This is a genomic window from Sphingobium sp. GW456-12-10-14-TSB1 (assembly GCF_059424385.1).
Genome location: NZ_JBWKZI010000003.1, coordinates 168693 through 194269 on the forward strand (window position 1 = coordinate 168693; position 25577 = coordinate 194269).

Annotated in this window: 27 protein-coding genes and 1 pseudogene; 20 read left to right on the forward strand and 8 right to left on the reverse strand. The window is 66.3% G+C overall.

Annotated features, from left to right (window positions below):
- The 5 genes from AC07X9_RS23245 to AC07X9_RS23265 form a co-directional block, all read right to left on the reverse strand.
- A complete protein-coding gene (locus AC07X9_RS23245; RefSeq protein ID WP_046765849.1) occupies nucleotides 1-1188 on the reverse strand; it encodes a copper resistance protein B in 1188 nt (395 codons plus the stop codon).
- Nucleotides 1185-3137 carry a copper resistance system multicopper oxidase gene (locus AC07X9_RS23250; protein ID WP_086485388.1) on the reverse strand — a complete coding sequence of 651 codons (1953 nt, stop codon included), beginning with the start codon at nucleotides 3135-3137 and terminating at the stop codon, nucleotides 1185-1187. The genes AC07X9_RS23245 and AC07X9_RS23250 overlap by 4 nt, the downstream gene beginning before the upstream one ends.
- A 66-nt stretch (nucleotides 3138-3203) precedes the next feature.
- Complete coding sequence (locus tag AC07X9_RS23255; protein WP_086485387.1) at nucleotides 3204-3770, reverse strand: RNA polymerase sigma factor; 567 nt, start codon at nucleotides 3768-3770, stop codon at nucleotides 3204-3206.
- Nucleotides 3767-4204 (reverse strand): periplasmic heavy metal sensor, encoded by a 438-nt coding sequence (locus AC07X9_RS23260; protein ID WP_025550099.1) that lies wholly within the window; start codon nucleotides 4202-4204, stop codon nucleotides 3767-3769. Before AC07X9_RS23260 ends, AC07X9_RS23255 begins: the two co-directional genes overlap by 4 nt.
- The gene (locus tag AC07X9_RS23265) at nucleotides 4204-4476 is read right to left on the reverse strand and encodes a hypothetical protein (RefSeq protein WP_007406394.1); all 273 of its coding nucleotides are present in this window, start codon (nucleotides 4474-4476) and stop codon (nucleotides 4204-4206) included. The genes AC07X9_RS23260 and AC07X9_RS23265 overlap by 1 nt, the downstream gene beginning before the upstream one ends.
- A gap of 132 nt (nucleotides 4477-4608) precedes the next feature.
- On the opposite strand from AC07X9_RS23265, the gene copC reads away from it, so the two are divergent.
- The 10 genes from copC (at nucleotide 4609) to fabI (ending at nucleotide 15015) form a co-directional block, all read left to right on the forward strand.
- Complete coding sequence (gene copC, locus AC07X9_RS23270) at nucleotides 4609-4986, forward strand: copper homeostasis periplasmic binding protein CopC (RefSeq protein ID WP_007406420.1); 378 nt, start codon at nucleotides 4609-4611, stop codon at nucleotides 4984-4986.
- Nucleotides 4987-4990: 4 nt separating this feature from the next.
- Nucleotides 4991-5935 carry a copper homeostasis membrane protein CopD gene (gene copD, locus AC07X9_RS23275; protein ID WP_007406374.1) on the forward strand — a complete coding sequence of 315 codons (945 nt, stop codon included), beginning with the start codon at nucleotides 4991-4993 and terminating at the stop codon, nucleotides 5933-5935.
- A 36-nt stretch (nucleotides 5936-5971) separates the two neighbouring features.
- Complete coding sequence (locus AC07X9_RS23280; protein ID WP_017501308.1) at nucleotides 5972-6646, forward strand: class I SAM-dependent methyltransferase; 675 nt, start codon at nucleotides 5972-5974, stop codon at nucleotides 6644-6646.
- 107 nt (nucleotides 6647-6753) lie between these two features.
- Nucleotides 6754-9111 carry a heavy metal translocating P-type ATPase gene (locus AC07X9_RS23285; RefSeq protein ID WP_021245221.1) on the forward strand — a complete coding sequence of 786 codons (2358 nt, stop codon included), beginning with the start codon at nucleotides 6754-6756 and terminating at the stop codon, nucleotides 9109-9111.
- Complete coding sequence (gene cueR / locus AC07X9_RS23290; RefSeq protein ID WP_007406402.1) at nucleotides 9108-9506, forward strand: Cu(I)-responsive transcriptional regulator; 399 nt, start codon at nucleotides 9108-9110, stop codon at nucleotides 9504-9506. Before AC07X9_RS23285 ends, cueR begins: the two co-directional genes overlap by 4 nt.
- A gap of 41 nt (nucleotides 9507-9547) precedes the next feature.
- Nucleotides 9548-9721, forward strand: coding sequence for a hypothetical protein (locus AC07X9_RS23295; RefSeq protein WP_021245222.1), 174 nt, complete (start codon nucleotides 9548-9550; stop codon nucleotides 9719-9721).
- A gap of 188 nt (nucleotides 9722-9909) precedes the next feature.
- Nucleotides 9910-11631 carry a PHA/PHB synthase family protein gene (locus AC07X9_RS23300; protein ID WP_021245223.1) on the forward strand — a complete coding sequence of 574 codons (1722 nt, stop codon included), beginning with the start codon at nucleotides 9910-9912 and terminating at the stop codon, nucleotides 11629-11631.
- A 3-nt stretch (nucleotides 11632-11634) separates the two neighbouring features.
- Nucleotides 11635-13062 carry a bifunctional enoyl-CoA hydratase/phosphate acetyltransferase gene (locus tag AC07X9_RS23305; RefSeq protein ID WP_021245224.1) on the forward strand — a complete coding sequence of 476 codons (1428 nt, stop codon included), beginning with the start codon at nucleotides 11635-11637 and terminating at the stop codon, nucleotides 13060-13062.
- Nucleotides 13055-14245, forward strand: coding sequence for an acetate/propionate family kinase (locus AC07X9_RS23310; RefSeq protein WP_031291181.1), 1191 nt, complete (start codon nucleotides 13055-13057; stop codon nucleotides 14243-14245). The genes AC07X9_RS23305 and AC07X9_RS23310 overlap by 8 nt, the downstream gene beginning before the upstream one ends.
- Nucleotides 14242-15015, forward strand: coding sequence for an enoyl-ACP reductase FabI (fabI, locus tag AC07X9_RS23315; protein WP_021245226.1), 774 nt, complete (start codon nucleotides 14242-14244; stop codon nucleotides 15013-15015). Before AC07X9_RS23310 ends, fabI begins: the two co-directional genes overlap by 4 nt.
- 27 nt (nucleotides 15016-15042) lie before the next feature.
- Here the strand turns inward: fabI and AC07X9_RS23320 are convergent, their stop codons facing one another.
- Complete coding sequence (locus AC07X9_RS23320) at nucleotides 15043-15462, reverse strand: hypothetical protein (protein WP_017501314.1); 420 nt, start codon at nucleotides 15460-15462, stop codon at nucleotides 15043-15045.
- 281 nt (nucleotides 15463-15743) lie between these two features.
- Between AC07X9_RS23320 and atpD the strand changes: the two genes are divergently transcribed.
- From atpD to AC07X9_RS23370, 10 genes are all read left to right on the forward strand, one after another.
- Nucleotides 15744-17150: a F0F1 ATP synthase subunit beta gene (atpD, locus tag AC07X9_RS23325; RefSeq protein WP_438943869.1), complete on the forward strand. Its 1407-nt coding sequence runs from the start codon at nucleotides 15744-15746 to the stop codon at nucleotides 17148-17150.
- The gene (locus tag AC07X9_RS23330) at nucleotides 17147-17557 is read left to right on the forward strand and encodes a F0F1 ATP synthase subunit epsilon (RefSeq protein WP_017501317.1); all 411 of its coding nucleotides are present in this window, start codon (nucleotides 17147-17149) and stop codon (nucleotides 17555-17557) included. The genes atpD and AC07X9_RS23330 overlap by 4 nt, the downstream gene beginning before the upstream one ends.
- A complete protein-coding gene (locus AC07X9_RS23335) occupies nucleotides 17554-17829 on the forward strand; it encodes an AtpZ/AtpI family protein (RefSeq protein ID WP_021245229.1) in 276 nt (91 codons plus the stop codon). Before AC07X9_RS23330 ends, AC07X9_RS23335 begins: the two co-directional genes overlap by 4 nt.
- Nucleotides 17826-18092: an ATP synthase subunit I gene (locus AC07X9_RS23340; RefSeq protein ID WP_017501319.1), complete on the forward strand. Its 267-nt coding sequence runs from the start codon at nucleotides 17826-17828 to the stop codon at nucleotides 18090-18092. The genes AC07X9_RS23335 and AC07X9_RS23340 overlap by 4 nt, the downstream gene beginning before the upstream one ends.
- Before the next feature lie 26 nt (nucleotides 18093-18118).
- The gene (locus AC07X9_RS23345) at nucleotides 18119-18790 is read left to right on the forward strand and encodes a F0F1 ATP synthase subunit A (protein WP_441347661.1); all 672 of its coding nucleotides are present in this window, start codon (nucleotides 18119-18121) and stop codon (nucleotides 18788-18790) included.
- Complete coding sequence (locus AC07X9_RS23350; protein WP_017501321.1) at nucleotides 18787-19029, forward strand: F0F1 ATP synthase subunit C; 243 nt, start codon at nucleotides 18787-18789, stop codon at nucleotides 19027-19029. The genes AC07X9_RS23345 and AC07X9_RS23350 overlap by 4 nt, the downstream gene beginning before the upstream one ends.
- Nucleotide 19030: 1 nt before the next feature.
- Complete coding sequence (locus AC07X9_RS23355) at nucleotides 19031-19780, forward strand: F0F1 ATP synthase subunit B family protein (protein WP_021245231.1); 750 nt, start codon at nucleotides 19031-19033, stop codon at nucleotides 19778-19780.
- Nucleotides 19752-21284, forward strand: a complete 1533-nt coding sequence (locus AC07X9_RS23360) for a F0F1 ATP synthase subunit alpha (RefSeq protein WP_306303067.1) — start codon at nucleotides 19752-19754, stop codon at nucleotides 21282-21284. The genes AC07X9_RS23355 and AC07X9_RS23360 overlap by 29 nt, the downstream gene beginning before the upstream one ends.
- Complete coding sequence (locus tag AC07X9_RS23365; RefSeq protein WP_021245233.1) at nucleotides 21281-22129, forward strand: F0F1 ATP synthase subunit gamma; 849 nt, start codon at nucleotides 21281-21283, stop codon at nucleotides 22127-22129. The genes AC07X9_RS23360 and AC07X9_RS23365 overlap by 4 nt, the downstream gene beginning before the upstream one ends.
- 79 nt (nucleotides 22130-22208) lie before the next feature.
- Nucleotides 22209-23975 (forward strand): oleate hydratase, encoded by a 1767-nt coding sequence (locus AC07X9_RS23370; RefSeq protein ID WP_021245234.1) that lies wholly within the window; start codon nucleotides 22209-22211, stop codon nucleotides 23973-23975.
- A gap of 143 nt (nucleotides 23976-24118) precedes the next feature.
- Here the strand turns inward: AC07X9_RS23370 and AC07X9_RS23375 are convergent, their stop codons facing one another.
- Both AC07X9_RS23375 and AC07X9_RS23380 read right to left on the reverse strand, forming a co-directional pair.
- The gene (locus AC07X9_RS23375; protein ID WP_021245235.1) at nucleotides 24119-24739 is read right to left on the reverse strand and encodes a response regulator transcription factor; all 621 of its coding nucleotides are present in this window, start codon (nucleotides 24737-24739) and stop codon (nucleotides 24119-24121) included.
- A gap of 592 nt (nucleotides 24740-25331) precedes the next feature.
- Nucleotides 25332-25527, reverse strand: a pseudogene (locus AC07X9_RS23380) (hypothetical protein); the annotation flags it as partial.
- Nucleotides 25528-25577: the final 50 nt, after the last annotated feature.

Genomic DNA, 25577 nt, shown 5'->3' on the forward strand with positions numbered 1-25577 from the left:
CTAGAACCAGAAGCGGATGCCGGCGACGAAGCTGGTGGCATGGACGTCCTCGCCCGCAAGCCTCGACAGCCGCGCCGTGTCTCCGGCTTTGCGCAGATAGGAAACGCCGATGTAAGGTGCGAACTGGCGGCTGAATTCGTAGCGCAGGCGCGCGCCGAGCTCTATGTTGACCAGCCCCGAACCGATGTCGTTCTCCGGAATATCCTGCGCGGCGAAATTGACCTCGGCGCGCGGCTGCAAGATCAGGCGCTGGGTGATGCGCTGGTCGTAATAGCCCTCGACCCGGCCCAGAAGGTCGCCCTTGGTCGAGAGGAACAGCGCGCCTTCGACCTCGAACATGCCGGGAGCCAGACCCTCGACGCCAACGGTCGCATAGGTGCGGTTGGGCCCGCGGCCGAAGTCCTGGCGGACGCCGGCCTGAAGGTTGAAATAGGGGTCGATGGCGCGGCTATAGAGGGCCTGGACGTCTGCGCTGTCGATCCCGCGGCCAAACTCGCCTTCCCCCTCGCTCTTGAGCCAGAGGCGGTTGATGTCGCCGCCGTAAAAGCCTTCGCCATCCCAGCGATAGCCATCGCGGCCGCTATGCGCCTGATACTCGAACAGGTTGAGCAGCACCTGCCCGAAATTGTTGCCGCCGCTGTCCTTCATCATGATGTCGCGCGAGCGCGCCATCTCGCCGCCGGGAAAATCCCGATCGGCGAAGTGGTCGCTGGGGGGGGGCGGCGGGGGCGCATTGCCGGCCGGAAGCGCCGTGCCGGTCATTTGCATGCCGGGCATGGCGGAGGTTCCGGGCATGGCGGTCTGGCCATGCTGCGAATGGTCCATCCCGGGCATGTCCGGCATCGCGCCGTCCTGATGCCGGGAGTGGTCCATGCCCGGCATCTCCGCCATCGCGGGAGCAGCGGGTTGCGGTTGACCGGCGGCATCTGCCTGTGGCGCAGGACTGGCCTGGTCCTGCGAATGGTCCATTGCCGGCATGGTGCCCGGCGCTGGTTTCTGAGCGCGCGGCCTGATAGCGGGCTTGGGGCGCGGCGCGGCGGCCTTGTCCTTCTTTTTCTCCTGCGCCGGCCGCGCCCCGCCCGGCGGCGCCATGCCGGGCATGTCGTGCATCGAATGATCCTGGGCAAAGGCGGGCGCGGCGGAGAGAAGGGCGATCGCGCTCACCAGCGGCGTGAGGATGCGGGTCATTGCGCGTCTCCCTTCGGACGGACGCTCACGACCCGCATCATCCCTGCATGCATGTGGTAGAGGAGATGACAGTGGAAGGCCCAGTCGCCGACCGCGTCGGCGGTGAAGTCCCAGGTCACCTTGCCGCCGGGCTGGACGATCACCGTATGCTTGCGCGGCGCATGATCGCCATGCCCCGTCACCAGCTCGAAAAAATGCCCGTGAATATGGATCGGATGCCCCATCATCGTGTCGTTGATGAGATTGACGCGCACCCGCTCGCCTTCGATGAAGGGGATCGGCTCGTGATGGTCCGACATTTTTTCGCCGTCGAACGACCACATGAACCGCTCCATGTTGCCGGTGAGGTGAATGTCGATGCTGCGGCTCGGCGCGCGCACGTCCGGATTGCGATCGAGCGCCATCAGGTCCCTGTAGACAAGCACCTTGTGGCCGACGTCGGCGAGGCCCTGGCCGGGCTCGCCGGTGCGGTCTACGGGCATCGGCGAGATGGTCTGGACGCTCGGATCGCGCTTCACCTGCGGCGCGTTCGAGAAGTCGCGCATCTTCATCGAACCCATCGCGTGCCCGCCATGATCCATGCCCGCCATCTGGCCATCGGCGCCCATCGCGCCGTGGTCCATGCCGGCCATCGATCCATGATCCATCCCGCTCATCGCGGAATGATCCATCCCCGAATGGTCCATGCCCGCCATGGCGCTGTTGTCCATGGTCGCCATCGCTGCCGCCGCGCCGGTCGCGAGGCGCGCGGACGCGTTCTTCTCGGCCGTCGGATCGACGCCCCGCATAGCGCCGCCCGACATGTCCATGCCTTCCATGCCCGGCATCGAGGACATGTCCATGCCCATGTCCTTCATGTCGGCGAGCGGCCGTTTGCGTAAGGGAGGCACCTCGCCAGCCATGCCGGCGCGCGGCGCGAGCGTGGCACGCGCCATACCCGAGCGGTCGATGGCCTCGCCGACAAGAGTATAGGCCTTGTCCTCGCCTGGGCTGACAACGACGTCGTAGGTCTCGGCGACACCGATCTGGAACTCGTCGACGGTGACGGGCACCACATTCTGCCCGTCGGCCTGGACGATGCTGAGCGGCAGGCCGGGTACGCGGACGTTGAAGGTGGTCATCGCCGACGCATTGATGACGCGCAGCCGCACCCGCTCGCCCGGGGTGAAGAGCGCGGTCCAGTTGTCCATCGGACCATGGCCATTGACGAGATAGGTGTAGGTCGATCCGGTGACATCGGAGATGTCGGCGGGGTCCATCCGCATCTGGCCCCAGTCGAGCCGGTCCTTGAGTGGCTGGTCCTTGCCCGAGAGCAGCCCGGCCAGCGTCTGGCGCTGGAAGTTGAAATGGCCGGGGTTGACCTTGAGGCGCCGGAAGATCGCCTGCGGCGAGAGCGCGCTGTGATCGGCGAGCACGATGACATGCTCGCGGTCATAGGCGACCGGATCGGCACCGGCGGGATCGATGATGATCGGGCCGTAATGGCCTTCCTGTTCCTGCAGGCCTGAATGGCTGTGGTACCAGTAGGTGCCGCTTTGCACGACGGAGAACTGGTAGAGGTAGTTCGAGCCCGGCTTGATGCCCGGAAAAGACACGCCCGGCACACCGTCCATATTGGCCGGCAGGATCAGCCCGTGCCAGTGGATCGAGCTGTCCTCCTCCAGCTGATTGATGACGTTGAGCCGCACGCGCTGGCCCTCGCGCAGCCGGATCAGCGGGGCGGGGACCGTGCCGTTGAGGCCGATTGCCCGGAACTTGCGCCCGTCGATGGTCATCGACTGCCGGGCGATGGTGAGCGTGATGTCTTCGCCCGACACGGTCGGCAGCGTCGGTCGCATCCCCGGCGAGATCGTCTGCGCCCAGGCCGGCAGCCAGGCTGACAAGGCGGCGCCGCCGCCGGCGAGGGCCGCGCCGCAGAGGAACTGGCGGCGGTCGAGAGCAGAAATCATTCGGTTGTCTCAGCTTTAAGAAAGAGGGCGGACCTATTGGAAATACGCAGCGTGGCCTCATCCCCCTCAAACTTTCTTCAACATTTCCGCGAGGCGTGCGCGGGCGCGGTAGAGGCGGGTCTCGACGGCCTTCTGGGAGATGCCGAGGATCTCGGCGGTTTCGGCTTCCGATTTCTCGTCGATCGTCCGCAGGATGAGCGTGTCCTTGAGCGAGGCGGGCAGGGCGGCGATCGCTTTCATGGCCTCTGCCAGCTGCTGCTCGGCGCCGATCGCCTGGTCGGGTAGTGGCGCCTCGTCGACGACATGTTCGGCTTCCCCCAGCGCCAGCGCGTGGGAGAAGAAGTTGCGGACCGCGCGGCGGCGGCGCCAGTCATGGCATTTGTTGATGACGATCCGCGACATCCAGACCGGAAAAGGTCGCGCAGCGTCATAGCGGTTGAGTGCGGCGAAGGCGGCGACGAAGCTCGCCTGGGTCACGTCGAGCGCTTCGTCGCGGTTCCCGACATGGCTGCGCACGAGGCGGTGCACCCAGCCCTGATGCCGGCGGACCAGCTCGCCATAGGCCGCTTGCCGGCCTCCAAGCGCCAGAGCCGCGAGCTCCCCGTCCGAGCAGTCGGGGAGGCACGCGGTCATTTGGACTTGGCCGTCAGCGCTTTCACCACGGCGTCGTCGAACTTGTCCGTCTGATCCGGGCGCAGCACGGCCCGCATCGCGAAGATATGCTCGAGTGTTTCCTTCTGCAGCGCGCCCATCGCCTGGTGCGAGCGATCCACCGCCCCTGCAACCCGAGGACCATAGCCATGCTCCGCCTCGATCGCCTCGGCGAGCCGCGCGTTATCGGCGCGCAGTTCGGCCTCCAGTGCCTGACGCCGGATCGCATAGTTCTTCTCGATCGTCTCGAGACGGCTATGTTGCGCGGTGTCCAGCTTCAGATCGCGATGGAGCAGGTCGTGCAACTCATTTTCGACCGGGCGCACCGGAACCACATAGACGCGGCCGATGACCACACCGGCGATCGCCGCGGCAAAGGTCAGCAGGACGAGGAGCAGGAGCCGGCGGTCGCGCATCATTGTGAACTCAGCAGCGTCGAAGGAGCGAGCGCGAGCCGCGCGTCAAAGGGCGATATCGGCCCGGCTTCGGTCGACCGCACAGGCACGGCCGAGCCGGCAATTCCCAGGAACAAGGCTGCTGCCGCGGCGATACCGAATGTCGTGGCGCTCAGGCGGGGCATGGCCTGGAGCCGGGCGATCTCGGCCATGACGCGGCTGTCCAGCCCGGCAAGCCGGGGATCGAGCGGCGCTTCCCGCAACCGGCTGAGCATGTCGTCGAGGTGGTCCATGATGTTTCTCCGTCTTCACTTCTCAATACGCAGGATGGTCCGGCAACCCTTGTCCGGGAACAAAAAGAAAATTGCGAGGGGTGCAGGTCGCGGCTGCGTATTCTCTCATGTCACTGACAGGAGAATGTCCAAATGCGCTTCTTTTCGCCGCTCGCAGCCATCGCCGCCGTCGGCCTGAGTGTTTCGGCTCCGGCCTACGCCCATCCCAAGCTCGTGTCCTCGACGCCCGCCGCCAACGCCAGCGTCCCGGCGCCGTCGCGTATAACGCTCACCTTCAGTGAAGGTCTGATGCCGAAGCTGTCGGGCGCCGAGATCGTGATGACCGGCATGCCCGGCATGCCCAACCACCGCATGGCGGTAACCGGCTTCAAGACGTCCGTCGAAGGCGACAAGACGCTCGTGCTGACGCTCGCCAAGCCGCTCATGGCGGGCAGCTATCAGGTCGCCTGGCACGTCGTCTCGACCGACACGCACCGCATCCAGGGCAATCTCGCCTTTACCGTCAAGTGACGCCATGAACGACGTGGCACTCGTCGCCGTCCGCTGGGCGCTCTACGTCGATCTCGGCCTGTTGTTCGGCCTGCCGCTGTTCGCGCTCTATGCGCCCGGCGGCGGCCGGATGGTACAGCGGCATCTGCCGATGGTAGCAATGGTGGCCGGTCTCGCCTGTCTCGCCCTCCTGCTGTCGGCGCTGGGGTTCGCGTTGCAGGCAGCGGCCATGACCGGGCTGCCGCTCACCCAGCCTGATCTTTCCATGGTCGCAGAGCTGTTCAACGGCACGTCCATGGGAACGGCGCTGAAGGCGCGCCTCGTCGCGCTCCTCGTTCTTCTGCTCTCCATCCCCTTCTATCGCCGGCAATCCCGTCCTGCCTTCATCGCCTCCACTCTGGCAGGCGCGGTCGCACTCGCGACCCTCGCCTGGAGTGGGCATGGCGCGGCTGGCGAAGGCGAGGCGGGCTGGCTGCAACTGGGGGCCGATCTCATCCATCTGCTCGCCGCCGGCGCCTGGGTCGGCGCGCTTGCCGCATTCCTCGCGCTGGTACTTCCCAGGCTCGCAACCGACGATCTCGCCGCTCAAGACATGGACCGGGTCACGCTCGCCGAGGAAGCGTTGCGGGGCTTCTCCCTCGTCGGCACGATCATCGTCGCCCTGCTGATCCTGACCGGGACGGTGAACGGCTGGTTCCTCGTCGGTCCGGGCAACATCGCCTCGCTCGGGCAGTCGACCTACGGCCTGCTGCTCATCGCCAAGCTGCTGCTGTTCGCCGGCATGCTGGGCCTGGCCGCGCTCAACCGTTATCGCCTGACCCCGGCACTTGCGCAGGCGATCGAGGAAGAGGACGCGCCACGGGCGCAGGCGCTGCTGCGCGCGAGCCTCGTCGTCGAAGGCGGTCTTGCGATCGTCATTCTCGGGCTCGTCGCCTGGCTGGGGACACTATCGCCGCCCATGTCGATGTAGCTTATCGTTTCGGACGCCTCGCGTTGGGAGAAGCCAATGCAATCCTACACCCCGCCGCTCGGGACCGGATCGACGAAAGACTATGATCGCGCGATCCGCCTGTGGACGCGGGAGAAGCGGTGGCGTGCCGCCATGCTCGCCGCCCTGGCGCCCAAAGCCGGTGAGACGGTCGTCGACGTCGGCTGTGGCACCGGCAGCTTCGCGCTGATGCTCAAGCAAGCCGAGCCCAGGACGCAGGTGATCGGTCTCGATCCCGATGCCGAGGCGCTCGACATCGCGCGGCACAAGGCCGCTGTGCGGCGGGCCGATATCGACTGGCGTCAGGGATTTGCCAGGGACGTGGCCCCGGGTACCGCCGACGCTGTCGTGTCGAGTCTCGTGCTGCATCAGATGCCGGTCAGGGAGAAGGCGGCAACCCTGCGCGCCATGTTCGCCATGCTGCGCCCGGGTGGGCGCCTGGTGATCGCCGATTATGGCCGCCAGCAGGGTTTCATGCGGCTTGCCTTCCGCCTGACCGTGCAGCGGCTCGATGGCATCGATGATACCCGGCCCAATGCCGACGGCGTGCTCCCCGGCCTGATCGCGGCGGCCGGCTTCAGGCATGTGGCCGAGACGTTTCGGCTTTTGACCATCACCGGCGCGATCGACTTGTTTACGGCGCATCGACCGGCGCAGGACCACGGCCTTACGGTTGCCAATGACCTTGGCTGATGGCGGCCAGGCGAACGGGCCCGCCGATTTGTCCGCTTAGGCGATTACGTATTGACCCTGACACGGTGTCAGACCCTAGATCGTCAGGCGTCGAAAGGAGCAAGGCGATGAACGAGACACATGGAGCGGCGCATGGCGGCGGTTGCTGCGGCAGCCACGGCGCTGCGAAACCAGCGGCTGGCGTCAAGGACCCGGTCTGCGGCATGACCGTCGATCCTGCGATCACTGCGCACCATGCCGAGCATGGCGGTGAAAGCTATCATTTCTGCAGCGCGGGCTGCCGGGCAAAATTCATCGCCGATCCCGAGCGCTATCTCGGCCCGCCGGCACCGCCAGTCGCGGTGCCAGAAGGCACGATCTGGACCTGCCCTATGCATCCCGAGATTCGGCAGGACCATCCCGGGTCCTGTCCGATCTGCGGCATGGCGCTCGAGCCCGCGACCGTGACTGCCGACAGCGGCCCCAGCCATGAGCTGGTCGATTTCACACGGCGCTTCCGGGTCGGCCTGATGCTGGCCCTCCCGGTGCTGATCCTCGAGATGGGCGCGCATCTCTTTCCCGCGATCCATCGCCTCGTGCCGATGTCGATCTCGGTATGGATCCAGTTCGTGCTGGCGACACCCGTCGTGCTCTGGGCGGGCTGGCCCTTCTTCGAGCGTGGCTGGGCCTCGCTCAAGACCCGCAACCTCAACATGTTCACCCTGATCGCGATGGGGACCGGGGTCGCCTGGATCTACAGCGTCGTCGCGACGCTCGCGCCCCAGCTGTTCCCGCCCGCCTTCCGCGGAGAGGACGGCATGGTTGCCGTCTATTTCGAGGCGGCCGCGGTGATCACTGTCCTCGTGCTGCTCGGCCAGATGCTCGAACTGCGCGCGCGCGAGCGGACCTCGGGCGCGATCAAGGCGCTGCTTAACCTTGCGCCAAAGACCGCGCGCCGGATCGGTTCCGATGGCAGTGAAGAGGAAATCAGCCTCGATCTCGTTGCGGTCGGCGACCGCCTGCGTGTGCGTCCTGGCGAGAAGGTGCCGGTCGATGGCGTGGTCGAGGACGGCCGTTCCTCGCTCGACGAGTCGATGGTCACCGGTGAGTCCATGCCCGTCACCAAGGCCAAGGCCGACACGGTGATCGGCGGCACGCTCAACCAGACCGGCGCGCTCGTTATCGTCGCCGACAAGGTTGGCCGGGACACCATGCTGGCGCGCATCGTCCAGATGGTCGCCGAGGCGCAGCGCTCGCGCGCGCCGATCCAGCGCATGGCCGATCAGGTGTCGGGCTGGTTCGTGCCCGTGGTCATCGCGGTCGCGGTGGTCGCGTTCATCGCCTGGGGCATCTGGGGCCCCGAGCCGCGCTTCGCCTACGGGCTGGTTGCGGCGGTCGCCGTGCTGATCATCGCCTGTCCCTGCGCACTGGGTCTCGCCACGCCGATGTCGATCATGGTCGGGGTTGGCCGCGGCGCCGGGCTCGGCGTCCTCATCAAGAATGCCGAAGCGCTCGAGCATATGGAAAAAGTCGACACGCTCGTCGTCGACAAGACCGGCACGCTGACCGAAGGCCGGCCTGCCGTCACCCAGATCGTGCCGGCGCCCGGCTTCGACGAAGCCGAACTGCTGCGGCTTGCCGCCTCGGTCGAGCGGGCCTCCGAGCATCCGCTCGCGCTGGCGATCGTCGAGGCCGCCAAGGATCGCGGCATCCCCACGAGCGACGTCACCGACTTCGATTCCCCCACCGGACGCGGCGCGCTCGGCACCGTCGACGGCCGCCGGATCGTGCTCGGTAATGCGCGGTTCCTCTCGGAAGAGGGCATAGCAACCGACGCGCTGGCGGAGCAGGCCGACGCCCTGCGCCGGGATGGCGCCACCGCGATCTTCATCGGCGTCGACGGCACCGTCGGCGGCGCCTTTGCAATCGCCGATCCCGTGAAGCAGACGACGCCGGAGGCCCTGGCCGCACTCAAGGCCGAAGGCATTCGCGTGGTGATGTTGACCGGCGACAACCGCACCACAGCAGAGGCGGTGGCAAGGCGGCTCGGCATTGACGATGTCGAAGCCGAGGTACTGCCCGACCAGAAGAGTGCCGTCGTCGCGCGGTTGAAAAGCGAGGGGCGCGTGGTGGCGATGGCCGGCGACGGGGTCAACGACGCCCCCGCACTGGCTGCCGCCGATGTCGGTATTGCCATGGGCTCGGGCACCGACGTCGCGATCGAGAGCGCGGGCGTGACGCTGCTCAAGGGCGATCTCATGGGCATCGTGCGGGCACGGCGGCTGAGCCAGGCGACCATGTCCAACATTCGCCAGAACCTGGTCTTCGCCTTCATCTACAATGTCGCCGGGGTGCCGGTGGCGGCGGGCGCGCTCTATCCGCTGTTCGGCATCCTGCTCTCGCCGATCATCGCGGCCGCCGCCATGGCGCTCTCCTCGGTCAGCGTGGTCACCAACGCGCTGCGCCTCAACCGGAAAGCGCTGTGAACATCGGGGAGGCGTCGAAGCAAAGCGGGGTCTCGGAGCGGATGATCCGCCATTATGAGAAGATCGGCCTCATCCCGGCGCCGCCGCGCCGGGGAGCGGGTTATCGCGACTATGGCGAGAGTGACCTCCATCGCCTGCGGTTCATCGCCAATGCCCGCGATCTCGGTTTTCCGATCGAGGAGATCCGGACCCTGCTCGGCCTGTGGGCCGACACGGGCCGCAGCAGCGCCGATGTAAAGCGGGTCGCGTTGGCGCGGGCGGAGGAATTGCAGCGCAAGGCCGAAGCGCTGACGACCCTGCGCGAGACCCTCGTCGATCTCGCCGAGCGCTGTCATGGCGACGAGCGGCCAGATTGTCCCATCATCGCCGAACTGAGTCTCGACAGAAAATGTTAGCGCCGGCCGCCTCTCGGACCAGACCCGCTCTGGCGGCCGGGGTGCTGATCGCACTTGGCATTCTCACGACGGGCCTCGCGATATATTTCCTCGCAGTCCGCCCGCCACTGCTGGCGGAGGATCTTCGCCATATCGGCGGCAACCCGCAGACCCTTTCGCCGGTATTGCGGGACTGGTTCGGCGGGATAGCTGGCTCGCCCGTGCGACCGCACTGAGCCTCCTGATCGTATTTGGCCGCTTTTCATACAGCAATGTCGTGCTGAGCTCTGACTTCTGGGGCTGGCATATGCGAGGCAATCCCTCCGTAGGACTACGGAGTGCGCAGAGGCTTCCTGCGCTTCAGGGCTTGTTGCACCGCAGCAGGAGCGAAAATGTGCAGAGTCGAAGCAATATCCCTGACCCGTTGGACGGTCTGGCCACGACGCTGGATCGGTCGAGCTTCGCCGCCATCGCGCAGCTGACTTCAGGCCAGTCGCCCGCCACTTTGGCGCAGTCTTTTTCCGACTGGTGGACGCACATTCTCTGCTCGCCAGGCAGGCAGCTGCAGCTCGCCGCCAAGGGCGGGCGCAAGCTGATGCGGCTCGCCGACTATGCCATGCGCAGCGCATCCGGCAGCGATCCCGAGCCGGCGATCGATCCGCTGCCCCAGGATCGGCGCTTCGCCGACGCAGCCTGGAAGCGCCATCCGTTCGACCTGATCGAGCAGGCCTTCCTGCTCCAGCAGCAATGGTGGCATGCCGCGACGACCGGCGTGAGCGGCGTCACCGGGCACCACGAAGCGATCGTCGAGTTCGCGACCCGCCAGATGCTCGACATGGTGTCCCCGACCAATTTCATCCCGACCAACCCCGTGCTCCAGCAGCGCATCCTCGAAACCGGAGGACAATGCCTTGTCGAGGGTGCGCGATTTTTTTGCGACGACCTGGAACGCCTGGTACGCGGGGAGCCCGCAGCGGGCACGGAGGCCTATCGGGTCGGCGAGAAGGTCGCAGCCACGGCTGGCAAGGTCGTGTTTCGCAACAGGGTCATGGAACTGATCCAATATGCGCCCGCAACCGAGACGGTGCGTCCGGAGCCGATATTGATCGTGCCGGCATGGATCATGAAATATTACATCCTCGACCTGTCGCCGGAAAATTCGCTCATCCGCTGGCTGGTAGGGCAGGGCTACACCGTGTTCTGCATCTCCTGGCACAATCCCGACAGCGCCGACCGCGATCTCGACATGGAGGATTATCGCCTGCTTGGGCCGATGGCCGCCGTTGATGTCATCCAGGCGATTACCGGCACCGAGAAGATCCACGCGGCCGGCTATTGTATCGGCGGCACGCTGCTCGCCATCACCGCGGCCGCGATGGCGCGCGATGAAGATGAGCGTCTGGCGAGCGTCACGCTGTTCGCCGCCCAGACCGAGTTCAGCGAGCCGGGCGAACTTGGTCTGTTCATCGACGAGGCGGAGATCAACCTGATCGATGCGATGATGTGGGCGCGCGGCTTTCTCGACAGCAGCCATATGGGCGGCGCCTTCCAGATGCTGCGGTCCAACGATCTGCTCTGGTCGCGCATCCTCTCGACCTATCTCATGGGCGAGCGCGAGCCGATGACCGACCTCATGGCATGGAACGCCGACGGCACCCGCATGCCCTATGCCATGCACGCGCAATATCTTCGGCGCCTGTTCCTCGACAATGACCTGTCCGAAGGGCGCTACGAGGCCGGCGGCCACCCGGTCTCGCTCTCGGGGCTGCGCATGCCGATCTTCATGGTGGGCACGGAAACCGACCATGTCGCGCCGTGGCGCTCGACCCACAAGCTCCACATGCTGACGGGCGCGGAGATCCGCTTCGTGCTGACGAGCGGTGGCCACAATGCCGGGATCGTCTCCGAGCCCGGGCATCCTCATCGCCATTATCGCATCGCGACACGGATGCAGGATGGCCCGGCGCCAGGTCCCGATGCCTGGCTGGAGCGGGCCGAGGTGCGCGAAGGGTCGTGGTGGCCGGAATGGAGTTCATGGCTTGGATCGCACTCGGGCGAGGCGGCGGCCCCACCGGCGATGGGCGCGCCCGAACGGAACTATCCGCCGCTCGGTGATGCCCCCGGGCGCTACGTGCTGGAGCGCTGAGCCATGGCCGCCGCCAACCTCATCGAGAACCGCACGTTCGACGAGATCGCCGTCGGCGATACGGCCAGCCTCACCCGCACGCTGACCGCCGACGACATCCAGCTCTTCGCGGCGGTGTCAGGCGACGTGAATCCGGCGCATCTCGACCCTGTCTATGCCGAAACGGACATGTTCCACAGGGTCATCGCTCATGGCATGTGGGGCGCGGGGCTCATCTCGGCGATCCTGGGAACCGAGCTGCCAGGGCCCGGTGCGATCTATCTCGGCCAATCGCTTCGCTTCACCCGCCCGGTGGGCGTCGGCGACACCATCACGGCCTGCGTCACCGTCGCGCAGAAGCGCGCCGAGCATCATGTCATCGTTCTCGACTGCACCTGTGTGAACCAGAAGGGCGAGACCGTCATCAGCGGCCAGGCCGAGGTCAAGGCGCCCACCGAGAAAGTCAGCCGGCCCCGCATGCCGCTTCCCGACGTGCGGATCGCCAGCCACGACCGCTTCCGCCAGTTGATGGCGCGCGCCAAGGACGGATCTGCGTGCGTCACGGCCGTGGTCCATCCGTGCAGCGCCGACGCCATGCGCGCAGTGGCTGAGGCCGCCGACGCCGGCATCGTCGTTCCGATTCTCATCGGCCCTGCGGCGCGTATGACGAATGCGGCGAAGGACGCCGGTGTCGATATTGCGGCCTTCCGGGTGATCGACGTCCCGCACAGCCACGCCGCCGCCGCCGAAGCCGTCGCGCGCGTGCGGGCCGGCGAAGCCGCGCTGCTGATGAAGGGCTCGCTTCATACTGACGAGCTCATGGGCGCGGTCGTATCGTCCGACACGGGCCTTCGGACCGAACGCAGGATCAGCCACGCCTATGTGATGGACGTGCCCGGCTATCCGCGCCCGCTCATCATCACCGACGCCGCGATCAACATCGAGCCGACGCTTGAGGACAAGGCCGACATCGCGCGCAACGCGATCGACCTTGCCCATGTGATCGGGATCGAACAGCCCAGGGTCGCGATCCTCGCCGCCGTCGAAACGGTCAATCCGAAAATGCGCACCACATTGGATGCCGCGGCGCTCTGCAAGATGGCGGACCGGGGCCAGATCGAAGGCGCGCTGCTCGATGGCCCGCTCGCCCTCGATAATGCGATCAGCGAGGCGGCCGTGCGCGAGAAAAGTATCGTCTCGCCGGTCGCCGGCCAGGCGGACATCCTGCTGGTGCCCGATCTGGAGGCCGGCAACATGCTCGCAAAGCAGCTGACCTTCCTGGGCGGCGCCGATGCCGCAGGCGTGGTGCTCGGCGCGCGCGCTCCGATCATCCTCACCAGCCGGGCAGACAGCGTGCGCACGCGCCTCGCCTCCTGCGCGCTCGCGGTGCTGCTGGCGCGGGCTGCGACCAAGGCGGCTCCCGGCGTTGCGGGACAGCGCCGCGATGGCTGAAATCCTGTGCCTCAACGCCGGTTCGTCGAGCCTTAAGTTCGCGCTCTACGCCGAGCCGGGCACTGATGAGCCCTCTTTGCTGGCGAGCGGCAAGATCGAGAATATCGGCCTTGAGCCGCACCTGATCGCGCGCGATGCGAAGGGGGATGTCCTTGCCGAGCGGCGCTGGACGAAAGACGGCACGATCACGCACGAGACGCTGCTCGAGGATTTGCTGCGGGAGATCGAAGCCTCGGTCGGCGACGATCTGATCGCGGTCGGCCATCGGATCGTTCATGGCGGCACCGACTATTCAGCGCCGGCGCGGGTCGACGCGCCACTCCTCGCCGCGCTCGAGGCGCTTTGCCCACTGGCGCCATTGCATCAGCCCCATAATCTCGCCGCGGTCCGCGCCGTCTCCAGGCTGCGCCCCGCTGTGCTGCAAGTCGCCTGCTTCGACACCGGCTTCCATCATGGCCAGCCCCCGATCGCGACGCGCCTCGCGCTGCCGCGCGCGCTTGGCGAAGAGGGCATGCGGCGCTACGGTTTTCACGGCATCTCCTACGAATATATCGCGCGGCAGCTGCGTTCGATCGATCCCGATACAGGCGGTGGCCGCACGATCGCCGCGCATCTCGGCAACGGGGCCAGCCTTTGCGCGATGGCCGGGGGGCGCAGCATCGACACGACGATGGGGTTCACCGCGCTCGACGGGCTGGTGATGGGTACGCGCTGCGGCGCGCTCGACCCGGGCGCGGTGCTCTATCTTTTCCAGCAGAGGGGCATGACGGCGCGTGAAGTCGAGCATCTCCTCTACAGTGAGTCCGGCCTTTTGGGCGTGTCCGGCGTCTCCAGCGACATGCGCGCGCTTCTCGGCAGCGAAACGCCCGCCGCTGGGGAAGCGATCGAGCTCTTCGTCTGGCAGATCGCGCGCCAGGCCGGCGCTCTCGCGTCCTCGCTCGGGGGTCTCGACACATTCGTGTTCACTGCCGGGATCGGCGAGAATTCGCCTGAAATTCGCGCCCGCGTCGCCGGTCGGCTCGGCTGGCTCGGCGTGGACCTCGACGCGGACGCGAACCTCCGAGGAGATGCAGTCATCAGCGCGCCGTCCAGCCGTGTCGCCGTCCGCGTCATCCCGACCGATGAGGAAAGGATGATCGCCATCCACACCGCCGATCTGCTGCGTGAGGAGCCGAAAGCATGAAACCTCTCGTCGATCTTACTGGCAAGCGCGGCCTGGTGATCGGTATCGCCAACGCGCATAGCATCGCGGCGGGTTGCGCCCAGGCCTTTCACGACTGTGGCGCGAGACTGGCGGCGACCTATCTCAACGGAAAGGCCGAGCCGTTCGTGGCGCCCGTCGCGGAGACCCTGGGAGTCGAATGGCTCGCCGCGTGCGATGTCCGGGTGCCGGGCGAACTGGAGGCCCTGTTCGAGCGGGTGAAGTCCGAATGGGGCGGCCTCGATTTCCTGCTTCACTCGATCGCTTTCGCGCCGAAGGAGGATTTGCACGGCCGCGTCGTCGACAGCTCGGCCGAAGGCCTCGCGCTGGCGATGGACGTCTCGTGCCACAGCTTCCTGCGCATGGCGCGTCTCGCCGAGCCGCTGATGTCGGATGGCGGCTGCCTGCTGTGCGTCACCTTCTACGGGTCGGAGCGGGTGGTCGAGCACTACAACCTGATGGGGCCGGTCAAAGCGGCCCTCGAAAGCGCGACCCGCTATGTCGCGGCTGAGCTTGGCCCCAAGGGCATTCGCGCCCATGCGATCTCGCCAGGCCCGATCGCGACCCGCGCTGCCAGCGGCATCGACCGCTTCGACGAGCTGCTCGAACGGGCCGCGGCGACGGTCCCGCAGCACCAGCTCGTGACCATCGAGGATGTCGGAGGGCTCGCCGCCTTTCTGGTGAGCGATGCCGGCCGCCATATCACCGGCACGATCATTCCGGTCGATGGCGGTCAGCACCTGCTCGGCTAGGGCGGCTCGCCGCGATCGGGGGCTATCCTATTTGTCGCTGGTGGCCTGCTTCTCGCCGTCGCCCGGGCTTTTCTGCCCGAACCATGGTCCGACAATGGCAGCAAAGGCATCCAGCGCCCCGGGAGCCGTCGGAGCGCTCGCGACGGCCTGCCAGGCCTGCTGCCATTCCTCGAACGCCGATCTTGTGCCGGCAATCATATGCTCGCGGACCGTGGCCATGTCCTCGAACAGTGCCCGCGGTCCGGCCGGGCTGACCGCGCCGGCGTCCGACGTCTTGTCCGTCGCGCCCGCAATCGAGGCACGCGCCTCTTCGGCGAAGCGGCCGGCGGCGCGGTTGCCGACCTCGAGCGACTCTTCGCCACCTTTCCGGGCGACTTCGGCGAGCTTCAGCATCAGGCCGACATTCGCTTTGGCGAGCGCGGCGAGTTGATCAACGGGATAGGGCATGAAACGGTGAACCTTTCTCTTCGCGTTTGAGCTCTGGCATATCGGGCATAGCGCCCTGGCCTGAGGCCCATCGCGTCGCGCCGCCGTTATTCGGCGAGGCTGAATCAGAGAGAATCGGTAACTCTACGTATGCCGAATCTGCGGCTTGCCTGCGACGCTCAGCCAATGCACTTTTGGCTTGTCGTCCATGTCGTGCCCGCGGGCAGCGACTTCTACCCGTCCCGTCATGATCGCGGCACGGTCGGGCATGATTATGGTCTGACCCGGCAACCGGCATGGGCGTGATACCGTCCATAGCCAGGCTCGGCCGGATTGCGGCGCTGCGCGGTCCCGTCCTCGACGTCGAGTTCGACGAAGGGCCGCTGCCCGCGGTCAATGAAGCGCTGCGCGTCGATGCGTCGTCAGGCCCGCTGGTCGCGGAAGTGCAGAGCCATATCGATGACCGCACCGTCCGCGCCGTCGCGCTTCAGCCGACCTCCGGTCTCGCTCGGAATGTCGGCGTGATGGCCTTGGGCGCCCCCATCGCGGTCCCGGTCGGAGACAAGGTTCTGGGGCGGCTCCTTACGCCGACCGGGCAGGTGGGTGACGGCGGCGCGCCGCTTGGGCCGGATGTCCCATTGAGGCCCATTCACCGCGCCCCCCCGCCGCTCGACGAGCAGAGCGCGGCGACGGCGATGTTCGAGACTGGCATCAAGGTCATCGATCTGCTCGCGCCGCTCGCCCAGGGTGGCAAGGCGGCAATGTTCGGGGGCGCGGGGGTGGGGAAGACCGTGCTGGTGATGGAACTCATCAACGCGATGGTCGCGCGCTATGAAGGTGTTTCCGTCTTTGCCGGCATCGGCGAGCGATCGCGCGAGGGCCATGAGCTGCTCACGGACATGCGCGGCTCGGGCGTGATCGACAAGACCGTGCTCGTTTTCGGGCAGATGAACGAACCGCCGGGCGCGCGCTGGCGGGTAGGGCTGACCGCGCTCACCATCGCCGAACATTTCCGCGACGAGCAGAAGCGCAATGTCCTGCTGCTCATGGATAATGTGTTCCGCTTCGTCCAGGCCGGCAGCGAAGTCTCCGGCCTGCTCGGACGCATGCCTTCGCGCGTCGGCTACCAGCCGACGCTGGCCAGCGAAGTGGCCGCGCTGCAGGAGCGCATCGCCTCGGTGCATGGGGCGGCGGTGACCGCGATCGAGGCGGTCTATGTGCCCGCCGACGATTTCACCGACCCTGCGGTCACCGCCATCTCCGCCCATCTCGACAGTTCCATTCTGCTCTCGCGCGCCATGGCGGCCGAAGGCATCTATCCCGCGGTCGATCCGCTGGGATCGTCGTCGATCCTGCTCGATCCGCAGGTCGTGGGCGATCATCATTACGCGCTCGCCCAGCAGGTCCGGGAGACGATCGCGCATTATCGCGAGCTTCAGGACATCATCTCGCTGCTCGGTATCGAGGAACTGGGCCGCGAGGATCGGCTGATCGTCGGCAGGGCGCGGCGGCTGCAGCGCTTCCTGACCCAGCCCTTCATGGTGACCCAGGCCTTCACCGGGCAAGCCGGCCGTTCTGTGGCGCTGGCCGATACGCTGCAGGGCGTCGCGGCCATCCTGGCCGGCGAGACCGACGACTGGCCCGAGAGCGCCTTCTACATGGTGGGCGATATTGAAGAGGCACGCTCTCGCGTGGGGGAGGGCGCATGAAGCTGCGGATCACCGATCCGACCGCGATCCTCGTCGACACGGACGTCAGGTCGGTTCGCGCCGAGGATGCCAGCGGCAGTTTCGGCATCCTGTCGGGCCACGCCGATTTCCTGACCGCGCTTGGCGTCTCGATCGTCTCCTGGCGGGGCCTCGATGGCGCTCCCGGCTATTGCGCGGTGCGCAACGGCATTCTGACCGTGAGCCACGGCACGGAGGTCGCGGTCGCGACGCGCGAAGGCCATGTCGGCGATGACCTCGGAACGCTCGAGCATGACGTGCTCGCGCGCTACCGCGAGCGCGACGAGGGCGAACGATCCGAACGGACCGCGTCGGCGAAACTCAGGATGCAGGCGATCCGCCATATGGTCGAGGCCCTGCAGGGTGGTGGCCGGGAGCTTGGTCTGTGACCGCGGACAAGCCCGAGCAGCCGATCGTCGAAGCCATCCGGACCCGCGCGGAACGGCGGCGGCTTGCGCAGCGGCTTCCTTCCGTCGCCCGCAATCTCGGCCAGATCGGCGTGCTCGGCTGGCAGATCGTCCTGCCCGCGCTGGTCGGTCTCGCGATCGGCCGCTGGCTCGACCACCGGCTGGATAGCGGCATCTTCTGGACCGCGCCGCTCCTGCTCGTCGGGCTCGCCCTCGGCTGCTGGTCGGGCTGGCGCTGGATGCACCGGCAATGAGCCAGCTCTCCCCCATCCTGTTCCTGGCCCTCGGATTTGCGGTCGGCCTCGCCCATTTCGCGGCCATCGCCAGAGAAGCCGACCTCGTCACCCATGGCGGCCCGGCATCGCGCGCGATCCTGCTCAGGCTCGGGCGTCTCGCCGTCACTATTCTGGTTCTCGTCATCGCCAGCCGGCAAGGGTGGCCGGCGCTTCTTGCCGCTACAACCGGCTTCATGGGCGGGCGCCAGATCATGCTCCACCGGCTCGGAGGCGCCCGATGAAATTCGCGTCACCACTTGAAAGCCATGTGCTGTTCGCGATCGGTCCGGTGCCGATCAGCCAGCCTGTGGCCACGACCTGGGGCATCATGGCTGTCCTTACAATCGGAAGCTGGCTGTTGACCCGCCGCCTTGCGTTACGCCCATCACGAGCCCAAGCGGCGCTCGAGCTGGTCGTCGAGACCGTCGCCGGCCAGATCCGCGAGACGATGGAGGCGGAGCCGCGGCGTTATCTGCCGCTGATCGGCACGCTGTTCCTGTTCCTGCTGGTCGCCAACTGGTCGTCGCTGATCCCCGGCGTCGAGCCGCCGACCGCGACCCTCGAAACCGACGCGGCGCTGGCGCTGATCGTCTTCGGCGCAACGCTCTGGTTCGGCGTCCGCGCGCTCGGGCCCAGGGCCTATCTCGCGACCTTCGCGCGCCCCTCGATCCTGCTCGCCCCGCTCAATATCGTCGAGCTCTTCACCCGCAGCTTCTCGCTGATGGTGCGCCTGTTCGGCAACGTCATGAGCGGCGTCTTCATGATCGGCGTCGTGCTGAGCCTCGCCGGGCTGCTCGTCCCGATCCCGCTCATGGCGCTCGAAATGCTGACCGGCGCGGTCCAGGCCTACATTTTCGGCGCGCTCGCCATGGTCTTTATCGGGAGCGCTATCAGCGAGAACGGCGCCCGCCCGCCATCCAAACAGGAGTCCCCCGCATGAACTGGATCCATCTCGCCAGCATCCTCGGAGCCGCTTTCGCGATCTCGATCGGCGCAATCGCCCCGGCGCTCGGGCAGGGCAGGGCCGTCGCCGCCGCGATGGACGCGATCGCGCGCCAGCCCGAAGCCGCCAACACCGTCTCGCGCACGCTGTTCGTGGGCCTCGCGATGATCGAGACGATGGCGATCTACTGCCTCGTGATCGCGCTGCTGCTGCTCTTCGCCAACCCGTTCGCCTGACATGCGGATCGACTGGTGGACGCTCGCGCTGCAGGCGGTCAATGTCCTCATCCTCGTGTGGCTGCTCGGACGCTTCCTGTTCCGTCCGGTGATGGATGCCATCGCTGCCCGCCAGGCATCGGCCCAGGCGCTGCTCGACGAAGCGCGGGAGGCAAAGGACCGGGCACAGGCCGAAGCGCAGGCGCTCAAAACGCAGAATGACGGCTTCGTCGCGGATGCGGCGGCTCGCCGCGCCGAGATCCGGACCGAGGCCGAAGCGGAGCGCCAGCGCCTCCTCGCGCAGGCCAGGCTCGAGGCGGACGCCGTCGTCGAGCAAGGCCATGCGGCGATCGATGCCGAACGCGGGCGGGTGGCGGCGCAGTGGCGGGAAAAGGCAGCGAACCTCGCCGCCTCGATGGCAGGCACGTTGCTCGCTCGTCTCCCGCCCGAGCAGACGGTGCAGGCCATGGTCGACGCGCTCAAGGCGCGGCTCGGAGACCTTTCCGAGGCGGATCGCCGCAGCCTGGCGGCCGCCGGGCCCGTCACCGTCGCGACGCCCGCGCCGCTGACGGCCGATCTGCAGACGCAGGTAGCGCGCGCGCTTGGCGAAATCCTGCCGGATACCGCGACCCCGATCTTCGCAGTCGATCCAGATCTCATCGCCGGCGCGGAGCTTCGCACGCCCCACGCCGTCGTGCGCAACAGCTGGCGCGCCGATCTCGACGCCATGGTTGAGAGCCTCAATGAAGACGATCATGCCCGGATCGCCTGAAGACTGGCTGACGCAGGCCCAGAGCTGCATCACGCGCGCCAATCTCGGGCCGCGTGTCGATGCAATTGGCCGGGTGGAATCGATCGGCGACGGCGTTGCCATGGTCTCGGGCCTTCCGGACGCGCGCCTCGACGAATTGCTCTATTTCGCCCGGGGCCAGACCGGATTCGTCCACACGCTCGACCGGGACCGGATCGGCTGCGTGCTGCTCGACGATGCCGCCCAGGTGGAGGCAGGAGACACCGTAACCGGCTCGGGCGAGGTGGTGCGCGTGCCGGTTGGCGAGGCATTGCTTGGCCGAGTCGTCGATCCGCTCGGCCGTCCGCTCGATGGGGGCGCGCCGATCCGGGCCAGGCGCTTCGATCCTGTCGAACGGCCGGCGCCGGCGATCATCGAACGCGACCTCGTCGTCCAGCCGGTGCAGACCGGCACGCTCGCAATCGATGCGATGTTCGCCATCGGCCGGGGGCAGCGCGAACTCATTCTCGGCGACCGCGCCACAGGCAAGACGGCGCTCGCGGTCGACACGATCATCAACCAGCGCACCAGCGACATGATCTGCGTCTATGTCGCGATCGGCCAGAAAAGCTCGGCGGTCGCGCGCGTGGTCGACCAGGTGCGGCGGCATGGCGCGCCGGACCGCACCATCTTCGTCGTGGCGAGCCCCGCCGCGGCGCCGGGGCTGCAATGGATCGCGCCGTTCGCGGGCTTCACGATGGCCGAGTATTTTCGGGATGGTGGCGGCCATGCGGTGGTGGTGCTCGACGATCTCACCAAGCATGCCGCGACCCATCGCGAGATCGCCCTGCTGACCGGACAGCCGCCCGGGCGCGAGGCCTATCCCGGCGACGTCTTTTTCCTCCATTCCCGCCTGCTCGAACGTGCGGCGCGTCTCTCGACGGAGAAGGGGGGCGGTTCGCTCACGGCTCTGCCGATCGCGGAGACCGATGCCGGCAACGTCAGCGCCTATATCCCGACCAATCTGATCTCGATCACCGACGGTCAGATTATTCTCGACGCGAAGCTGTTCGCGCAGGGGCACAAGCCCGCCATCGATGTGGGCACGAGCGTGAGCCGGGTCGGCGGCAAGACGCAGCTTCGCGTCCTGCGCGACGCGAGCGGGACCATGCGCCTCGACTATGCGCAGTTCCTCGAGCTCGAGATGTTCACCCGCTTCGGCGAGCAGCCCGAGCCGCGTGTCCGCGCCCAGATCGAACGCGGCAAGCGCTTGCGCGCCTTGCTCGTGCAACCGCTGTCGAGTCCACTACGGGTCGTCGACCAGGTGGCGCTGGTCGTGGCGCTCGGCGAAGGGTTGCTCGATGGCATGGCGGTCTCGGAGATATCGTCGCTCCGCACGCGGCTGCCCGCCTGGATCGACGATCACGTCCCCGATCTATGCGCGCAGATCGAGCGGACTGGACAGATCGACACCGCGCAGCGGTCCGCTCTGATGACGACGGTGAAAGCGCTGATCGAAAGCCAGCCGGCCGGTTCTGCATCATGAGCGATCGCCTCGCCGAGATCGGCCAGCGGATCGAGACCGTCCGCCAGCTCGGTGCGGTGGTCAACGCCATGCAGGGCATCGCCGCGCAGCGGGCGCATCAGGCGCGCGCGCTGCTGCCTGCGGTGCGACGCTATGCGGAGACCGCCCGCACCGCCATTGGCCAGGCGCGCCGCCTTGACGAGCCACTGGCGCGTTTTCCGGCGCGGGCGGTCGGTGGTGCGAGAGGCGGCCTTATCCTGTTCGGTGCGGAGCAAGGCTTTGCCGGGGCCTTTCCGGAGCAGCTGCTCGACGGCGCCGCGGCCGACATGCAGGACAGGCATATTCTTCTGATTGGCGCGCGCACGGCCACGCTTGCGGCCGAGCGCGGTCTGCGCATCGCATGGAGCGCGAGCATGCCGAGCAAGGCCGATGCGCTGCCCGCACTCGCGACAAGCATCATCGACGCGCTGTACGACTATCTGGACGAGGTCGGCGCGGTGCCCATCACCATGGCTTATCCGGTCTGGAGCAGCGGCAAGGGCGTCTCGATCGTGCGCGCGAGCCTCCTGCCGCTCGACCTCGACACTTTCCCCGCGTCCACGGCGGATTTGCCGCCGCTCGTCAATATCAACGCGGCGGACCTTATCGGCGACCTGACCGCGGAATATGTCTTCGCCCACATCTGCGCGGCTGCGGTCGAGACGTTCGTCGCCGAGAATGAGGCACGGCTGCGCACCATGGCGACCGCCCGCAGCCACATCGATCGCAAGGGCGAGGCCCTGCGCCTCGAGGAGCGCCTCACGCGTCAGGATCAGATCACCAGTGAAGTCGTCGAACTGAGCGGCGGGCGACATCGGCGAGAATGAATGCAGGGCAGGCATTTCTGCTGTTCAGCAAGAAACCGCAGAACCGCCATTGTCGTCGGGATCAAGGATGGAGTTGAGCATGCACTATAGTAGCGGGAACTACGAAGCTTTCGTGCGGCCCCGCAAACCTGAGGGCGCTGACAGGAAGACGGCCTGGTTCGTCGGCTCGGGTCTTGCGGGACTGGCAGGCGCGGCGTTCCTGATCCGCGACGGCGGCGTCGCCGGCGAGCATATTACCATCCTTGAGGAGTTGCATATTCCCGGCGGCGCGCTCGACGGCCTCGACGTCCCCGAAAAGGGGTTCGTCATCCGCGGAGGGCGCGAGATGGAGGAGCATTTCGAATGCCTCTGGGATCTCTATCGCTCGATCCCGTCGCTGGAGATCGAGGATGCGAGTGTGCTCGACGAATTCTACCGGCTCAACAAGGACGATCCGAATTTCTCGCTGCAGCGCGTCACGCAGAACCAGGGCCAGGATGTGCCCGACAAGGCTTTGCTGACACTCGGCGATCGCGCGCGAAGAGATCTGATCTCCGTCTTCCTCGCGACGCGGGAGGAGATGGAGAACAAGCGGATCAACGAAGTCTTCGGCGATGATTTCCTCAGGAGCAACTTCTGGCTCTACTGGCGCACCATGTTCGCCTTCGAGGAATGGCATTCCGCGCTCGAGATGAAGCTCTATCTGCATCGCTTCATCCACCATATCGGCAGTCTGGCGGATTTTTCCTCGCTCAAGTTCAACCGCTACAACCAATATGAATCGATGGTCCTGCCGTTGGTCAAATGGTTGCAGGATCGCGGTGTGAGATTTCGCTACGGCGTCGAGGTCACCGACGTCGATTTCGACATCCAGCCCGGCCGCAAGCAGGCGACCCGGATTGCCTGGATCGAAAACGGCGTCGAAGGCGGCGTCGATCTCGGCGCCGATGATCTCGTCTTCATCACTATCGGATCGCTGACCGAAAATTCCGACAATGGCGATCATCATACACCGGCCAGGCTGAATGAGGGGCCGGCGCCGGCCTGGGACCTGTGGCGCCGGATCGCGGCCAAGGACCCGGCCTTTGGTCGTCCCGACGTGTTTGGATCCCATATCCCGGAAACCAAATGGGCGTCGGCGACCATCACCACGCTCGACGCGCGCATTCCGGCGTACATTCGCAAGATTGCCAAGCGCGATCCGTTCAGCGGCACGGTGGTGACCGGCGGCATCATCACGGTCAAGGACTCGAGCTGGCTGCTGAGCTGGACGGTGAGCCGGCAACCCCACTTCAGGAAACAGCCGAAGGACCAGATCGTCGCCTGGTTCTATGCCTTGTTCGTCGACCGACCCGGCGACTATGTGAAGAAGCCGATGCAGGACTGTACGGGCGAGGAGATCACGCAGGAATGGCTTTATCATCTCGGCGTGCCGGTCGAGGACATCCCCGGCCTCGCCGCGACGGGGGCGAAGACCGTGCCGGTGATGATGCCCTACATCACCGCCTTCTTCATGCCGCGCCAGGCCGGCGACCGGCCGGACGTGGTGCCCGAGGGCGCGGTCAACTTCGCCTTTGTCGGCCAGTTTGCCGAGTCGAAGCAGCGTGATTGTATCTTCACGACGGAATATTCGGTGCGCACGCCGATGGAGGCCGTCTACACGCTGATGAAGGTCGAACGCGGCGTGCCCGAAGTGTTCAACTCAACCTATGATATCCGCACGCTTCTGGCCGCAATCGGGCCGCTCAGGGATGGCAAAGGGATCGACATTCCCGGCCCGTCCTTCCTGCGCAAGCTGTTGATGACGAAGCTTGAAGGCACAGAGATCGCCCAGCTGTTGGAAGAGTTTCATCTCCTTTCGCGATAGCAATCAAGCGCGACCCTTCGCCTGGGCTCACGAAAATTCCGCCAAAAGCTGATGAACACCGTCGATGCATCCCAGCAGGCACTATGTCCGCGCCATCAGGTGACACGCAGAGATTCAACCGCAGCAGCCCTGGCCGCCTTTACCTACAGCGGCCTTCCCATTCCAGCCGCAAAGGCGATCCGCAAGGTTTCGGCAAGGGTACGGACTCCAAGCTTGGACATGATGCTCGCGCGATGGACTTCGACCGTCCGTGAAGAAATGCCCAGATCATAGGCGATGGTCTTGTTCGGAAGGCCTTGCGCAAGGCCTTCGAGAACATCCCGTTCGCGCGGTGTCAGTAGATCGACCTGTCGGCATGCCTCGGCTTCTTCGAGAGCGCGCCCCTCGGCCGTGTCGATGCGCGCGAACGCTCGGTCTATCGCATCGAGCAGCAGCGGCCGTTCGATAGGTTTGGCCAGGAAATCGACAGCACCCGCCTTCATCGCTTGGACAGCAAGCGCAATGTCTCCGTTGCCGGTCAGCATCACGACTGGCATGCTTATATCCATCTGCGTCAGCGCTGCCTGAACCTGTAGACCGTTCATGTCCGGCATGTGCATGTCGAGAACGATGCTACCTCTTTCAGCTTCATCTGCAATTTTCAGAAAGTCGACTCCCGAGCCATAGGTCTCGACGGCAAATCCCGCTGTCCTTAATGTGAATCCTACAGCTTTCCTGATTGTTTCTTCGTCATCAATGACATGAACGACGCGCTTGCTCTCCATGGCCCCCCGGACGTGTTGGCATTGCTGCGCACCCCAGCGGGCACAGCTTCAAAGGGGAGACCTTCTACGGGTAGGACCATGGTCCAAGGTCAAGGCCGAAATACCGCCGCATCACAACAGGCAAGGCAGGTGCTCGGCGAGAGGGGGTAAGCGACCCGGCATCATGTGCCGAACTTTGCGAGATGACCGCTCTTGCGAACGGGGCGGCGCTCCCTCTGGTCTCCCGGCGGCAAGGCGCCGCAAGACGCTGCCGCCGGGAGTGGGCACGCCTCTTGGGGGATGAGCGCGCTGGTTGCTCCTAAGCTCGACGCGTCATGTTGTCATGGCAAGAAGCTGATAATCGCTATTCTGTGTCAGCAGCGCGCCGTAACGCCGATGTCCGGGGCGGATCGCAGCTCCGCTCGCGCGCCGCTACGGCACGGCGAATCCGATTCAGCACGAACCGGTGATCATAGGGTTTTGAGATCGAAGGCTGATCATCGCAGAGATCGCCCGCCTTCCGTGTCGCAGTTTCGATATTCCCGGCGAGGATGGCACCGATACCGGGTTGTTCCTGACGAACCAAGGATGCCAGGCCCGCGCCGCGCTCAGCGCGATCGAGCCAGCGCAGCGCTGCCATCACATCGTCGACCGGCACCGGGATGCTGGCGGGCGACGGAGGGCCGGTTGGCCCTCGACGGCGGAGCGATCGGACGCCCAGGATGCAAGGATGGCGGGCTTCACTTCGGGCTCAAGCTGCGGGTCCGAGCAACGATGAAGGGATCAAGGAAAGAGCGTGTGTGCGACATGACATATCCTCCTTTCCTGCCGCGACTTTCTCCGAAAGCGAAGTTCCCGG